15 protein-coding genes are annotated in these 12,930 nt (G+C 72.9%); 5 read left to right on the forward strand and 10 right to left on the reverse strand.

Translation table 11 applies throughout. The features are described from left to right. Positions 1-25: 25 nt before the first annotated feature. The 3 genes from BJY16_RS30790 to BJY16_RS30800 form a co-directional block, all read right to left on the reverse strand. The gene (locus BJY16_RS30790) at positions 26-1,180 is read right to left on the reverse strand and encodes a cellulose-binding domain-containing protein (protein WP_185043046.1); all 1,155 of its coding nucleotides are present in this window, start codon (positions 1,178-1,180) and stop codon (positions 26-28) included. After that, a complete protein-coding gene (locus tag BJY16_RS30795; RefSeq protein WP_185043047.1) occupies positions 1,177-2,769 on the reverse strand; it encodes a cellulase family glycosylhydrolase in 1,593 nt (530 codons plus the stop codon). The genes BJY16_RS30790 and BJY16_RS30795 overlap by 4 nt, the downstream gene beginning before the upstream one ends. A 173-nt stretch (positions 2,770-2,942) precedes the next feature. Further along, positions 2,943-3,239, reverse strand: coding sequence for a hypothetical protein (locus tag BJY16_RS30800; protein WP_185043048.1), 297 nt, complete (start codon positions 3,237-3,239; stop codon positions 2,943-2,945). Positions 3,240-3,336: 97 nt separating this feature from the next. On the opposite strand from BJY16_RS30800, the gene BJY16_RS30805 reads away from it, so the two are divergent. Beyond that, positions 3,337-3,681 (forward strand): hypothetical protein, encoded by a 345-nt coding sequence (locus BJY16_RS30805; RefSeq protein WP_185043049.1) that lies wholly within the window; start codon positions 3,337-3,339, stop codon positions 3,679-3,681. Positions 3,682-3,828: 147 nt separating this feature from the next. On the opposite strand, the gene BJY16_RS30810 is transcribed toward BJY16_RS30805, so the two are convergent. Then, positions 3,829-4,479, reverse strand: coding sequence for a ribonuclease FAU-1 family protein (locus BJY16_RS30810; RefSeq protein WP_185043050.1), 651 nt, complete (start codon positions 4,477-4,479; stop codon positions 3,829-3,831). Positions 4,480-4,649: 170 nt separating this feature from the next. Here BJY16_RS30810 and BJY16_RS30815 point away from each other — a divergent pair, with 170 nt between their 5' ends. Beyond that, positions 4,650-5,198, forward strand: a complete 549-nt coding sequence (locus BJY16_RS30815; RefSeq protein ID WP_185043051.1) for a hypothetical protein — start codon at positions 4,650-4,652, stop codon at positions 5,196-5,198. A gap of 214 nt (positions 5,199-5,412) precedes the next feature. On the opposite strand, the gene BJY16_RS30820 is transcribed toward BJY16_RS30815, so the two are convergent. After that, entirely contained in the window at positions 5,413-6,126 is a 714-nt protein-coding gene (locus tag BJY16_RS30820; protein WP_185043052.1) for a DUF6597 domain-containing transcriptional factor, read from the reverse strand. Positions 6,127-6,176: 50 nt separating this feature from the next. Here BJY16_RS30820 and BJY16_RS30825 point away from each other — a divergent pair, with 50 nt between their 5' ends. Then, entirely contained in the window at positions 6,177-7,040 is an 864-nt protein-coding gene (locus BJY16_RS30825; RefSeq protein ID WP_185043053.1) for a hypothetical protein, read from the forward strand. A gap of 30 nt (positions 7,041-7,070) precedes the next feature. Here BJY16_RS30825 and BJY16_RS30830 read toward each other — a convergent pair whose 3' ends face one another. After that, entirely contained in the window at positions 7,071-7,601 is a 531-nt protein-coding gene (locus tag BJY16_RS30830) for a CGNR zinc finger domain-containing protein (RefSeq protein WP_185043054.1), read from the reverse strand. Positions 7,602-7,626: 25 nt separating this feature from the next. Between BJY16_RS30830 and BJY16_RS30835 the strand changes: the two genes are divergently transcribed. After that, positions 7,627-7,770, forward strand: coding sequence for a hypothetical protein (locus BJY16_RS30835; RefSeq protein ID WP_185043055.1), 144 nt, complete (start codon positions 7,627-7,629; stop codon positions 7,768-7,770). Between the two features lie 12 nt (positions 7,771-7,782). Here BJY16_RS30835 and BJY16_RS30840 read toward each other — a convergent pair whose 3' ends face one another. Then, positions 7,783-8,454: a hypothetical protein gene (locus BJY16_RS30840; RefSeq protein ID WP_185043056.1), complete on the reverse strand. Its 672-nt coding sequence runs from the start codon at positions 8,452-8,454 to the stop codon at positions 7,783-7,785. Positions 8,455-8,477: 23 nt separating this feature from the next. Here BJY16_RS30840 and BJY16_RS30845 point away from each other — a divergent pair, with 23 nt between their 5' ends. Beyond that, positions 8,478-9,872 carry an SMI1/KNR4 family protein gene (locus tag BJY16_RS30845; RefSeq protein WP_185043057.1) on the forward strand — a complete coding sequence of 465 codons (1,395 nt, stop codon included), beginning with the start codon at positions 8,478-8,480 and terminating at the stop codon, positions 9,870-9,872. A gap of 42 nt (positions 9,873-9,914) precedes the next feature. Here BJY16_RS30845 and BJY16_RS30850 read toward each other — a convergent pair whose 3' ends face one another. From BJY16_RS30850 to BJY16_RS30860, 3 genes are read right to left on the reverse strand one after another with little or no spacing between them, the layout of a single operon-like run. Continuing rightward, on the reverse strand, positions 9,915-11,201 hold the full coding sequence (locus BJY16_RS30850) for an ABC transporter permease (RefSeq protein WP_185043058.1): 1,287 nt from the start codon (positions 11,199-11,201) through the stop codon (positions 9,915-9,917). Then, positions 11,198-11,887, reverse strand: coding sequence for an ABC transporter ATP-binding protein (locus BJY16_RS30855; protein ID WP_185043059.1), 690 nt, complete (start codon positions 11,885-11,887; stop codon positions 11,198-11,200). The genes BJY16_RS30850 and BJY16_RS30855 overlap by 4 nt, the downstream gene beginning before the upstream one ends. Then, on the reverse strand, positions 11,884-12,876 hold the full coding sequence (locus tag BJY16_RS30860; protein ID WP_185043060.1) for an efflux RND transporter periplasmic adaptor subunit: 993 nt from the start codon (positions 12,874-12,876) through the stop codon (positions 11,884-11,886). Before BJY16_RS30860 ends, BJY16_RS30855 begins: the two co-directional genes overlap by 4 nt. Positions 12,877-12,930 lie beyond the last annotated feature (54 nt).

A 12,930-nucleotide genomic window follows, 5' to 3' on the forward strand; every position in this document is an offset into this window, starting at 1 on the left:
CCCGCGCCACGCCCGATCCGGTGGATCAGCAGCCGATCCGGGCGCCGCTGACCGCCACGTCGTCGTACCAGAGGGTGTCGGATCCGTCGCCGTAACTCTCCCAGCCCAGCCGCAGGTCGGTCAGAGCCGGGCGCCAGGTGCGGTTCAGCCACTGGCTGTCGATGTCGTGCGTCGGGCTGCCGTCCGCGACCAGGCCGGGCACCGAGGTGTTGTTCAGCCAGGTCTCGATGGTCCCGGCCGCACTGTCGATCTTGAACTCGACGCAGTTCCAGGTGCCGACCGGCAACGGCCGGGACAGCGCCACCCCGGCCGGGCTCTGCTCGGGCAGCGTGGCGTCGTCCGAGGCCCGGTTGAACTGCAGCGCGCCGTTCTGGCCGCCGAAGCGCAGATCCTTGCCGCCGTCGTTTGCGTCCGACATGGCCACCGCCGTGACGTGCGCGGCGGGCAGCGCGGTCGTGTGCCTCACCCAGTAGCGGACATAGCGCGTGCTGCCCGTACCCATGAGATCGGTGTTGCGGGCGAACACATGGTTGCAGTAACCGGCAGCGCCGTTGATCCGCAGGGACGTGGCGCCGCTGTGCGCGACCGTCCGGTCGATCGCGGCGGTGCCGGCCCCGGAGCAGTCCGGGCTGGTCACCGTCCACGAACCGGACGGCACCGCGCCGGCCTGCGACTCGAAGCCGTCACAGCGCGTCCCGCTGGTGCAGTCGGCCGGGGCCGGCGGGGGCGGCGAGGACGACTGCGAGGGCGACGGCGGGCCGGAGGCGTCGCTCGGCACCGGCTCCGGCCCGCAGGTCACCCCGTTGAACCGGAACGCCGACGGCGCCGGGTTGCTGCCCGAGTAGGTGCCCTGGAAGCCGAAACTGGCCGACGCCCCGGTCGCCAGCGAGCCGTTCCAGCCGACGCTGGTGGCGGTCACCGCGGCGCCGGTCTGCCGCACGGTCGCGTTCCAGGCCGAGGTGACCTGCTGGTTGCCGGCGAAATCCCAGGCGAGCGTCCACGAGGAGACCGCGGCGCCCAGGTTGGTGACCTTGACGTCGGCGGTGAACCCGGTGTTCCAGCTGTTCGCCGTCCAGGTGACGTCGCAGGTCGCGGCGGCGGCGTGGGCCGGGCCCAGGCCGACGACGCCGATGGCGGCGCCGGCCAGGACCACGACCGAGGCTATCGGTACGAGCCTCATCCGCACGCCACTCCGTTGAGCTTCACCGTCGCCGGGGCGCTGGCCGTACCGTTGGCGGTGAAGCCGACCGTGACCGACGCGCCCGCCGCGAGCGACAGCGCGTGGCTCGGCGCAGCCGCCGTGACCGTCGTCCCGCTCTGGGTGACCGTGGCGTTCCAGCCGTTGTTCAGCGTCACGCCGGACGGCCAGGTCCAGGTGACCTGCCACGGGTTGACCGTCCCGGTGCCGGTGTTCTGCACCTTGAGCTGGCCCTGGAAGCCGCCCTGCCACGCGTTGTCCTGCGTGTAGGTGGCCTTGCAGCCACCGGTCGGCACCGGCGGGGTGGACGTCGAGGCGGAACCGGACGGCTGCGGGTTGGTGCCGCCGCCGACCGGCGGGATCAGGTACGGCGAGATGATCGCCTGCTTGGCCTGGTTGACCGTGGTCCAGTCGTCGTTGGCGATGCCGCCGGTGTCCCCCGAGTTCGGGTTCCACGACCAGTAGGTGAACGACATCCCGTTGACCCCGGTGCCGGTGTACTTCATCAGCTCCTGCAGCCAGATCTTGTCGACGTTGGCCTGCAGCGTGGTGCCGAACTCGCCCATCATGATCGGGGCGATGTTCTGCTTGTAGAGGTAGCCCCAGTACTTGTCCCAGATCGCCGGCATGTTCGCCGGGTAGGACGGGTCGTCGAACCACGCCTGGTGGTAGACCGAGGTGGCGTACTCGTGCGGCGAGTAGACCAGGCGGTTCGCGACGTCCAGGCGTACCGGGAACTGCCCCGCCTTGGACAGGTTGCCGCCCCACCAGCCGCAGTCCTCGTCGTTGCTGGTGTCGTTGTCCCAGACGTTGGACAGGCCGCCGCTCGGGCAGCTGACGCCCTCCACGAAGATCAGCCAGTTCGGCTGCACGGACAGAATCGCGTTGCCGGCCCGCTCGGCGGCCAGCCGCCAGTCCCGCGCGGTGTCACCGCACCCCCAGCAGGCGCCGGTCGCGGCCGGGTTGGTGCCCTCGGCGTGCGGCTCGTTGTGCAGGTCGGCGCCGATCACCGTGGTGTTGCCCGCATAGCGCTGGGCCAGCGCTTTCCAATCCGCGATCCAGGTGCTTTCCGGTACGGCCGCGGTGTACCAGAGCGGGCTCTGTCCCGCCGAGGTCGGCCGGTGCCGGTCCAGGATGATCCGCATGCCCTTGGTCCCGGCGTAGGCGATCACCTTGTCCAGGATCTGCAGCGGGGAGAGCCCGACCAGGTCCGGGTTGGTGAAATCGTTGATGCCGGTGGCGGTGGCGCCCGGCTTGAGGGCGTCGTCGGAGAACGGGACCCGCAACGTGTTGTAGCCGAGCGAGGCCATCGTGTCGATCTGGCTCTTCCACGGGTTGCTCGACCAGAGGCCGTGGAAGGTCTTGTTGTCGGTCTCCATGCCGAACCAGTTGATGCCGGTCAGCCGGACCGTGGCGCCGGTGCTGTCGACGATCTTGTTGCCGTTGGTGTGCAGGTAACCGGTGCCGGTGCCGCCGGAGGCGGCGACTGCTGGCTGGGCCAGCGCGATGGCCGTGGAGACGGCCGCGGCGGCCAGCGCGGTGGCGCCGGCCAGCCATTTACGGGGGTTCATTTCTGGGAGCTCCTTCGAGGACGGAAGGCGTTCCCGACATGGTTACATGGGAGCGCTCCCACTAACAATGTTCATCAATGGTTTCGGAACTGCCAACTCTCCCCCACCGTCGGCTCCACCGCGGCAGCGCGGCCTCACCCGACCCGACCCGGCTTGGCACAGCTTCGCGGCCGTCAGCCCTGGGCGGCGTAGACCAGCAGCGCCCACAACGCCACCAGCACGAACCCGGCCACCGTGCCACCGGCCACCCCACCGGCGAAGGCCCGGGTCGGCTTCGCGAACCACAGCAGGAAGCAGGCGATCACCCCGAGCGGCGCCAGGTAGATCTCCAGCAGGGCCCAGTAGGTGACGTAGCCGGCCACCGCCCACCCACGCCCGGCCGACACGACGAGCATGAAGCCGAGCAGCAGGACATGCGGCGCGATCGCCACGCCGAAGCCGAGCCAGCCCCGCCTACTCTCCCCGTCCATGCCGCTCCTCTCGCCGACCGGTGTCGATAGACCATGCCACACCGCCTAGCGCGTCCTAGGAAGATAGGTTGTCACCCTGATCAATAGAATGAGCGGCATGGAAGCCGACGCCCGCTACCGCCAGGACGCCCGACTGCTGGCCCAGATCGGCGAACACCTGGCGGAGCAACTGCACCCGGTGACCGTCCGCCTGCCCGCCCGGCTCGCCGCGGCCGCCGCGCAGGCCTGGGAGCGCGACGAACCGGAGACCGCCGGGCCGGAGTCCCCGGAGCAGGCGGTGGTGCGGTCGTTCGCCGCGGCGTTCGCCCTGCTCGGCATCGCCGTCCAGGAGAGCGCGACCGCCGGCGACGAGGTCGTCGTCACGCTGCGCCCGGAGCAGGTCGCCAGCGCGCTGGTCGCCGCCGAGCTGCAGTCCGACCACCGCTTCCTCGACCGCTCCTGACTTCCCCGGGCCCGGCCGGCGGTGCGGCCGACCGACGGCACAGTAAGCGGAGCCACAGCATCAGGCCGAAGCGCCGATCATCCGCAGCCGACCCCGAGCAGGTCAGGTCGAAGCATCGGTGGCCCGGGGCCGGTCCCAGCCGCGGCGTCAGGCCGAAGCCTCAGTGACCCGGGGCCGGTCCCAGCCGTGACTCGGCAGCGCCGGCAGCGGCCAGGCCGGATCGGGGCGGAAACTCAGGTGCGTCCCGTCGAAGGGGAACGCGCCGCTCTCCACCGCCTCGACCACCCGCTCCCCCTCCGCCCGGATCTCCGCCGCCTGCTCCGCGTCCCAGTAGGCCGGATGCCCGATCCGCTCCCGATACTCGCTCTCGTCCTTCCACCGCCAGCTCCGGTCCGGCATCACCAGCAGGTCAAGCGCGTGATCGAAGGTGTCCACCCCGCCCGGCCAGCGCACCGGCGGCGCCTCGAGGTTCACGTACCACCGGTTCAGCGTGAGATCCGGATTGAGCATCCACCACACCGAGTGCGCGTGCCCCGGCCGGAACAGGTGCAGCACGTGCAGGCCGGACCAGACCATCGGCGCCAGCGTCCATGCCACGGTGTGCCGCTCGGCGAACGGGATCTCCCGCCGGTCCCGCCCGTCGACCGCACGCCGGAACAGGTAGCGGGTCCCGATCGGCCGCCAGGTGAGCAACCCACGGTCGTCGTCCGCGATCACCCGCTGCGGAATGACGAGAACCAGCTCACCGTCGCCCCGGAAGTCTCGATACGGAAGATCACGACCGATCACCGCATTCATGATCATGATCATAGGCAGTCCGCCGATCCGGCCCGCCCGATCGGGCGACCGTGCGGGGAGGGAGCCGGTTGCTGATGGCCGATCTTCGCGCCGGGTAGGCTCCCAACGGCGGCCTCACGCGTGGCATCTCGGTGCCGGACACGGGCGTGCATGGGGATCGGGAGGAACACATGGACTTTCAGGACACCGAAGCGGAATCCGAAGGCATCGGAGCGGCGCCGTCGGTGGCGCGGCTGCTGCTGGAGCTTCGCGGGCGGACCACCGTCGAGGTCAAGCCGGTCGGTCGCAGCATCCAGGTCCGGCCGCAGGGCGCGCGGAACGTGGCGGTGCACATCCACCCCGGCGGGGTGGACATCGCGGTGGCCCGGGCGCAGGCCGAGGAGGTGGCCGGCACGATCTACGGCGCCACGGTGAAGGACCCGGACGACCCGGTGCCGTTCGTCTCGGTCGAGGGCGACCTGATCGACGCGAACTACGACGCGATCCTCACCGCCGCGGTGCAGGCCGTCGAGATGCGCAAGGCCGGCGGCCCGGCCAAAACGCCCCGGACCCCTCGGGCAGCCGCGGCCCCGCGTGCGGCGGCGGCCCCTCGTGCGGCCGCGGCCCCGAAGACCACCCGGGCCACCAAGCCGGCCCCCCGCCCGGACCGCCCGATCTGCCCCCGCTGCCGCCAGTACGAGCTGCTGGCCAGCGGCGAGTGCCCGTCCGGCTACTGCTGACCGCACCCCGAATCACAGGCGAAGGGCGTCCTCCCGGGAGGGCGCCCTTTCGCACGTCCCGCCCCAGCCGCCGCGAGACCGCCTCGCCTCCGGACCGTGCCGCGCCTCCCGCCCCCGGCTGGCTCTCAGGGGTGCCTCACCACCCGGGAAAGACCCGTGAGCGCCAGCCGGGACCGCGGGTCGCGGCACGACCGGATCCTGGGACGGCCGCGCGTCAGGGGGTGGTGAGGCGGCGGGCGAGGGCGGCCGGCGGCAGGCCGGCGAACTCGACCGATTCGCGGGTCAGGTGCGCCTGGTCGGTGTAGCCGAGCCGGGCAGCCAGCTCGGCGGCGTTCCCCTCGCCCAGCAGGCTCAGGAAGCGCCGGAAGCGGAACACCCGCTGCAGCGTCTTCGGGCCGTAGCCGACCGCCGCGCTGAACCGGCGCCGCAGCTGCCGGTCGCCGATGCCCAGGTGCTCGCCGAGGTCCGGGACCCGCAGCCGGGGATCGCGCAGCAGCCGGGCCGCCTCCAGCAGCGCCGGGTCCGGCGGGCGCTCCTCGGACAGCACCCCGGTGAGCCGCACCAGCCGGCGCAGCGCCTCGGCCGGCGGCAGATCGCCCGGCAGCCCGGCGGCTGCTGCCGGGCGGAGGTCGGTCAGGTCCGGGCGCAGATTCCGCAGCGGTTCCAGGGGTACGCCGAGCAGCGTCCCGCCGGCGCCCGGCCGCAGCCGCACCCCGACCAGCGTCCGCCCGCCGGGCGTGCGGTCCGGCACCGGGCGGGTGTCCGGGCCGGCCAGGAACGCCCCGCGCCCGCTCTCCCAGATCAGGTCGACGCAGCCGTCCGGCAGGATCGGCGCGCGCTCCGGCCGGTCCTGCGGGATCGTGCTGCGCCACAGGCAGACCGCCGCGCCACGGAGCGCTGCCGGCGGCGCCCACTCCTCGTATCCCATGTCCGATTCATACAAGACGAACCCGGGCCCGCGCATCTAGCGTCGCAGCCATGACCGATGTGTTCCTCGCCGCCGACCGGTTCCTGCAGGCCGAAGCCCGCCTGCTGGAGCGCCGCCTCTTCGACACGCTGTTCCGGGACGCGCCCGCCGACGGCGTGGTGAGCGTGCTGCGCGGATATCAGAACGCGGACGGCGGCTTCGGGCACGGCCTGGAGCCGGACAAGCGCTGCCCGGCCAGCCTGCCGATCGACGTGGAGGTGGCGGTCCAGGCGCTCGCCGCGGCCGGCGCCGCCGACCCCGCCCTGCTCGGCCCGGCCTGCGACTTCCTCAGCGGCGTGGCCATGGCGGACGGCGCGGTACCGCTCGCCTTCCCGGTGATCGAGGGCTATCCGCGGGCGGCGCACTGGACCGACTGGACCTACGCGCCGGGGCTGAATCCGACGGCCGGGCTGGCCGGGCTGCTGCACCAGCTGGGTTTCGAGCATCCGTGGCGGGACTCGGCGACCGCGTACTGCTGGCAGGTCATCGAGTCCGGGGAGTTGCCGGAGGAGGTGCACGCGCTCGGCGAGACGATGACCTTCCTGGCGCACGTGCCGGACCGGGCCCGCGCCGAGAAGGCGGCGCCGCGGGTGCTGGAGCGGATGACGTCCTCGTCGATGTTCCAGCCGATGCCGAAACCGGGTGAGTACGGCCTGACCCCGCTGCACGTGGCGGCGACCGCGGACTCGCCGTGGCGCGGGCTCTTCGACGACGCCCAGATCGACGCGCACCTGGACCACCTGCTCGGCGCGCGCGAACCGGACGGCGGCTGGCCGATCACCTGGGACCCGCCGAGCGCGGCCTCCCGCCTCGAGTGGCGCGGGATGGTGACCTTGCAGGCGGTGCGGACGCTCAGGTCGTACCGGAAGATCTGATCTCGGGGAAGCGAACCGGGACGCCCGGTGTCATCCGTGATCCGCAGCCGTGCGGTTGCGGTGGCGGCGGACCGCGTCGCGGTTGGCGCAGGCCGGCGAGCAGTATCGCTGCCGCCCGGTGCGGCTCAGGTCGGCGAACGGCCGCTCGCACCCGGCCGCCGCGCAGCGCCCCAGGCGGTGCATGCCGCGGCCGGACAGGTGCAGCGCGGTCCCGACGCTGATCAGGGCGCGCAGGGCGGCGGCGAGCGGCCGGTCCGGGTCGCGGTAGTGCAGGTGCCAGCCGTCGGCCGCGTGGTTGGTCAGGCGGGGGTAGGCCGCGGCCTGGGCCAGCAGCGCGTTGAGCCGCTCGGCGCGCGCCGTCTCGTCGGGCGCGTCCACGACGCCCAGCCAGGCGGCCAGGAACCGGTTGGTCTCGGCGAGGTCGGCCGCGCCCGGCGGCACGTCGATGACCAGCCCGGCCGCCGCGCACCGCCGCCCCAGCTCGGATGCGCTCCCCGGCGGATCGTTGATCAGGTCGAGCGCCAGCCGCACCGGATCCTCGCCGTAAGGGTTGATGTGCACAAGCCCATTACACCACGCTGACCGTATGGATGAACACGCCTGGCAGACCCGCTCCACCCACCCCACCAGCGACGGCCTGGTCCGCTACCAGTCCTGCTCCACTTGCGGCCGCTGGCGCGTGATCGTCGTGACGGCCGGCGAGCCGGTCAGCCGGCCAGCGGCAGGCTGATCTCGCCGGGTTTCATCCGAGCAGCTCGCGGAGGCGTTCGCGGACGTCGGTGTCGCGGAAGTCCTGCCACCAGCGGGCCGCGTCGAGCAGGTCGGCTACCGCCTGCTCGTCGGCGTCCAGGTAGGAGCGGGCCTGCTCGGCGGCGCCGGTGAGGCGCTCCTCGGCCAGGGCGAGCACGAACGCCTCCCAGCGTTCCCGGCCCAGCGCCCGGGCGAACGGCTGGCCGGCCAGGAAGGCGTGGGCCGCGGAGCCGGCCGGCTCCGGAGCCCGGCGCAGCACCTCCGGGTCGAGCGCGCGCAGGGCCGACGTCAGCTCGGCGGCGGGTGGGATGCCGACCTCCAGCCACACGTGCTCGCTGAGGGCGAGCAGGTCGGACACCACCTCGGGCGGCGGGGACGGCTGGCTCGCGAGCAGGGCCAGGCCGCCGTAGAGGCCGGTCTGCATGCTCATCGCGACCAGCGCCCAGCGGGCCACGTCGTCGGCCGGGTCGCGGGCCAGGCAGCGGCGGCCGAAGTCGCTGAGCTTGTACCAGGTGGCGCGGTGGTTGGTGCCGGTCCAGAAGTCGTCGGTGCGGGGCAGCGCATCCAGCCGCTCGAAGAGGGTGATCATGGAGAGGTTCGCGCGGTCGATGAAGGCGTCGGTCTCGAACACCCCACCGGCACGTTCCAGGCCCCCGATCTCCATGTGTCCTCCTTTACAGTGGCGGCGTGGATCGACGTCGACGGTTGTGGATGATTATGGCCACCGGTGCCAACGTCGACTGGCGGACCGGGGCGGCCGCGGTGGCGGCGGCCGTCGAGGTGCCGGTGGCGCTGGTGGTGGCCGGGGCGGTCGTCACCGAGGATGATCCGGTCCGGCCACGGGTGGCCGGGATCGTGGAGCTGTCCGAGGTCGATCGGCTGACGCTGGAGCAGGCGCGGGATCTGGTGCTCGCGGTCCGGCGAGCGTACGGGGCGGTGCTGCTGGCGGCGCCGGCGGGGCTGCTCGTGCCGCTCGGATCGGGGGACTGGACATTCGCGGACCTGGGTGCGGCGGTGGGGGCGTCCGCGGTGGTGGTGACCGGACCGGGACCGGATGCGGTGAACCATACGACGCTGGCGCTCGGCGCGCTCGCCGGACACGGCCTTTCCGCCTCAGTCATCACGATCGGGTCCGATGTCGACGAGGCGGCGCTGCCGGTCACCCCGGTCGGGCGGATCCCGGCCGATCCGCCGGCCGACTTCGCCGGGGCGGCCGAGTGGTTCCACCCGGCCCTGACCACCCCGGAGCCGGCGGATCCCCCGGTGCTGGCGAAAGCGCCCGCGGTCAGTGGACGCAAGTTCGTCCTGGGGCTGCTGGGGATCTTCGTCTTCCTGGTCCTGCTGGTGTGCGGAGTGGCCTGGCTGGGCTCCTCCCCCGGCGATGTCCGGGTCTCCCTGGAGGCGCAGCCGCCCCCGGCCCGGTCGGCGGTCGCGGCGCCGCTGCGGATCACCCCGCCCCCGCCGCCGGCGGACGGCTGCCCGCCGGACCCCGGTCCACCCGTGATCACCCACCCGGACCGGGCGACCACCGCCCGCGTCGACCGGGCCTGGCAGCGGATCGAGACCTGGCTCGACCGGCACGCCCCCGCCTCGGCCCAGGGGCTGCGGCCGGGCGCGCCGGCCGAGCGGATCGACGACGCGCAGCGCCGGATGTCGGTGCCGTTCCCGGCCGACCTGGTCGCCTCGCTGCGCCGGCACGACGGGGCGCGGGGCATCGGCCGGTTCGACCTGCCGCCGTCGTTCAGCCCGTCGCCGATCGCCCAGATCCTCAGCGACTGGCAGGTGAACTGCCGGGTGCTCGGCCACCCCGGGATCACCCGGGACGAGTGGTGGCATCCGGACTACGTGCCGTTCGCGGCGGACGGCGGCGGCGGGCTCCTCTTCGCCGACCAGCGGCCCGGCGGGCACGGCCGGGTCGGCGACACCGACCCGGAGACCGGGGCCGATTTCGATCACTGGCCGGGGTCGGTGGCGGAGCTGCTGGAGCGGACCGCCGGCTCGCTGGAGACCGGCACGCCGTTCGCCGGCCGCTACCGGCCCCGGGTCACCGACGGCGTGGTGATCTGGGAGTTCGTCCGATAGCGGCGGGCGCGGGCCGTACCAAAAGCTGGCCGAGCGAACCCGTCAGGCGCGCATCACCGTGGCGATCGGGATGCGGGCGGCGCGCAACGCCGGGATGAAGCCGCCCAGGATCCCGGCCACCAGCCCGGCGATGATCCCGGAGACCCCGGCCGACCAGGGGAACTCGACGTTCTGCAGGAACGGCTGGGACGAGCCGAACAGCGTCGCGAGCACCTTGAGGCCGGCCACGCTCAGGCCGATCGCCAGGGCCGCGGTGAGCAGGCCGGTGAGCAGCGTCTCGGCCAGCACGATGCCGGCCAGCACGGCCCGCGGCGTGCCCACCGCGCGGCGCAGCGCGAACTCCTCGATCCGTTCGCCGACGGTGGCCAGGCCGACGTTGAGCACGCCGGCCGCACCGATCACCAGGACCAGGCTGGCCATCGCCAGGAAGATCAGCCGGAGCAGGTTCAGCTCGTCCTTCATCTGCTTGCGAGTGTTGATCGTCTCGGCGGCGACACCCTCCGCGCCCAGGCCGGTCAGCTTGGCGATGAGGACCGGTTCGACCGGGGTGGAGCCGGCCATCGCGACCTGGACGTCGCCGCCCTGGTTCGGGTCGCCGAGGCGGGTCAGCGGGATCCAGGTGGTCAGCTCGTCGAGGCGCAGGTAGGCGTGCGGGGACCCGTCGCCGTCCTTGACCACGCCGACGATCTGCGGGGTCATGTGCGCGGTGGCGCCGGGCAGGCGCATCTCGGCGGGCACCTGGTAGCGCTCGAAGCCCTTGGCCGCCTCCTCGTTGAGCACCAGGCGCGGCGCCATCATCGGCGCGCTGCCGAAGTCCAGCCACTGCCCGGACTTCACCTGGTACGGGCGGAACGGCCGGATGTCGCCGGTCAGCGCGCTGACCCGCATCTCGATCGCCTGTCCCTTGGGCGCGCCGGCGTTCGGGTCGTAGCAGCCGTTCTGGTTGCAGATCTGCGAGCCGCCGCCCCAGTCCTGGTCGAACGGCGACCCGCCCTCGTTGATCGCGCGCACCCCGGGCTCGCCGATGATCGCGGTGGTGTTGAACATGGCGACCGCGTCGGTGCGGTGGCGCACGGTGTCCTCGACGGCCTGCGCCGCCCCGGGCACGCCGGGCAGGTAGAGCGCCTTGGTGCCGTCGATGCCGGAGCTCAGCTCGACGTCGGCGAGCTGCAGGCGCTCGGCGATGCCGGCGCCGGCCTGGACCACGACGACCGCGAGGACGCCGAGGAACAGGCTGACCATGGAGAGGAAGGTGCGCAGCTTGCGGGCCCGGATGCCCTGCATGCCGATGATCGTGGCGGTGCGCAGCCGCCCGGAGAGCCGCATCATGCGAGCACCCGCTCGGTCAGCACGCCGGCCTCCAGGTCGACGATCCGGCCCATCCGGGCGGCGTGGTCGCGGTCGTGGGTGACCAGGATCAGCGCGCAGCCGCGGGTGGTCGCGTCCAGCAGCGCGTCGATCACGATGGTGCCGGTCTCGATGTCGAGGGCGCCGGTCGGCTCGTCGGCCAGCAGGATCCGCGGCTCGCGGACCAGGGCCCGGGCGATCGCCACCCGCTGCTGCTCGCCGCCGGACATCTTGGCCGGCCGGTTCTTCGCCAGGTGGGCGATGCCGACCTGGTCGAGGGCGTTCATCACCCGGGTGCGGCGCTCCCGGCGGGGCAGCCAGCCCTGCCCGTTGATCAGCGCCATCGCCACGTTCTGCGCCGCGGTCAGGTGCTTGAGCAGGAAGAACCGCTGGAAGACGAAGCCGAACTCGGCGCTGCGCAGCTTGGCGGCGTGCCGCTCGGGCAGCCGGCTGATGTCCCGGCCGTTGAACACGTAGCTGCCGGTGTCCGGCCGGTCGAACAGGCCGAGGACGCTGAGCAGGGTGCTCTTGCCGGAGCCGGAGCGGCCGACGATGGCGACGCTCTCCCCGGCCCGGACGGTCAGGTCGACGCCGTCGAGGATGGTCCGCGGCTGTTTCTGGCCCTTGAGCACCTTGGTGATGCCGGTGAGTTCGATCAGCTCGTTCATCCGACCGGGCCCTCCCCGGTCGGGGCGGCGGTGGGCAGGTTCGGGCCGGGAATGGCGATCGTCTCGTCGCCCTTGAGGCCCTTCTTGATCTCGACGACCTTGCCGTCGGAGAGGCCGAGGACCACGTCGACGGTCTTGCGGGTGTGGTCCTCGCCGGTCACGATGTCGACCTTGCCGCGGCCCTGCGAGCCGGCGACCGCCTCGACCGGCAGCACCATCGCGTTCGCGGCCCGGCCGGTGATCACCTCGAGGGTGACGTCGGCGCCGTTGATCAGCTTGACGCTGTCCGGGGGCACGCAGACCAGGCGCATGCCGGTCGGCTCGGAGCCGCCGGAGCTGCCGCTGCCACCGCCGCTGTCGCCCTCGGCCGGCGGGGCGGCCGGGGCGGACGCGTTCGGCGTCGGGGCCGTGGTGGTGGCGGCCGGCTCGGGCACCGTCCCGGCGGGCAGCGCGGCGATGGTGCCCAGCGTCTTGCACTTGAACGGCCCCGGACCGTTCTTGATCTGCGCCTGCACGGTCTTGACCGCGCCGGAGATCCGGTACGCCTGGTCACTGCCGATGTCGGCGACGATCCCGTACCCGGAGTGCTGCGCGGACAGCACCGGCATGCCCTTGGTGACGTCGGCGTGGTCCTCCATCAGCCGACCGGCGAAGGTGGCGCCCTTGGGGACCTCCACGTGCCGCGGGAAGCCGTCGTGCCAGACGCTGGCCACCCACTCCGGGCTGCTCACCGGCGTCTTCGAGGGCACCCGGGTGACCCAGCGCAGCTCGCCGTCGGTCGGCGCGACGACCCCGAAGACCGGGTTGATGGTCACCTTGCCGGCCAGACTGACCTGGTTCGTCAGATCTTGGCGGGTCGGCTGCACCGTGGTCAGCACGGTGCCCCGGTCGGCCAGGCCGGGCGTGGCGGTCTCCTCGCCGCCCGAGGTGCACCCGGCGACCACGAACCCCAACAGCACCACGCTCAGCCGGACAGGCCTGCTCGCCATCACCCGGATCCCCCGTCGTCGATGTGATCAATAGCGCGGCGAAGGGTACCCGAC

The sequence above is a fragment of the Actinoplanes octamycinicus genome (genome assembly GCF_014205225.1).
GTDB lineage: Bacteria > Actinomycetota > Actinomycetes > Mycobacteriales > Micromonosporaceae > Actinoplanes > Actinoplanes octamycinicus.

What these genes read in the sequence shown, in the direction of transcription:
- BJY16_RS30790 (WP_185043046.1), bottom strand. Translation starts at nt 1,180, where the DNA reads ATGAGGCTCGTACCGATAGCCTCGGTCGTGGTCCTGGCCGGCGCCGCC.
- BJY16_RS30795 (WP_185043047.1), bottom strand. Translation starts at nt 2,769, where the DNA reads ATGAACCCCCGTAAATGGCTGGCCGGCGCCACCGCGCTGGCCGCCGCG.
- BJY16_RS30800 (WP_185043048.1), bottom strand. Translation starts at nt 3,239, where the DNA reads ATGGACGGGGAGAGTAGGCGGGGCTGGCTCGGCTTCGGCGTGGCGATC.
- BJY16_RS30805 (WP_185043049.1), top strand. Translation starts at nt 3,337, where the DNA reads ATGGAAGCCGACGCCCGCTACCGCCAGGACGCCCGACTGCTGGCCCAG.
- BJY16_RS30810 (WP_185043050.1), bottom strand. Translation starts at nt 4,479, where the DNA reads ATGAATGCGGTGATCGGTCGTGATCTTCCGTATCGAGACTTCCGGGGC.
- BJY16_RS30815 (WP_185043051.1), top strand. Translation starts at nt 4,650, where the DNA reads ATGGACTTTCAGGACACCGAAGCGGAATCCGAAGGCATCGGAGCGGCG.
- BJY16_RS30820 (WP_185043052.1), bottom strand. Translation starts at nt 6,126, where the DNA reads ATGGGATACGAGGAGTGGGCGCCGCCGGCAGCGCTCCGTGGCGCGGCG.
- BJY16_RS30825 (WP_185043053.1), top strand. Translation starts at nt 6,177, where the DNA reads ATGACCGATGTGTTCCTCGCCGCCGACCGGTTCCTGCAGGCCGAAGCC.
- BJY16_RS30835 (WP_185043055.1), top strand. Translation starts at nt 7,627, where the DNA reads ATGGATGAACACGCCTGGCAGACCCGCTCCACCCACCCCACCAGCGAC.
- BJY16_RS30840 (WP_185043056.1), bottom strand. Translation starts at nt 8,454, where the DNA reads ATGGAGATCGGGGGCCTGGAACGTGCCGGTGGGGTGTTCGAGACCGAC.
- BJY16_RS30850 (WP_185043058.1), bottom strand. Translation starts at nt 11,201, where the DNA reads ATGATGCGGCTCTCCGGGCGGCTGCGCACCGCCACGATCATCGGCATG.
- BJY16_RS30855 (WP_185043059.1), bottom strand. Translation starts at nt 11,887, where the DNA reads ATGAACGAGCTGATCGAACTCACCGGCATCACCAAGGTGCTCAAGGGC.
- BJY16_RS30860 (WP_185043060.1), bottom strand. Translation starts at nt 12,876, where the DNA reads ATGGCGAGCAGGCCTGTCCGGCTGAGCGTGGTGCTGTTGGGGTTCGTG.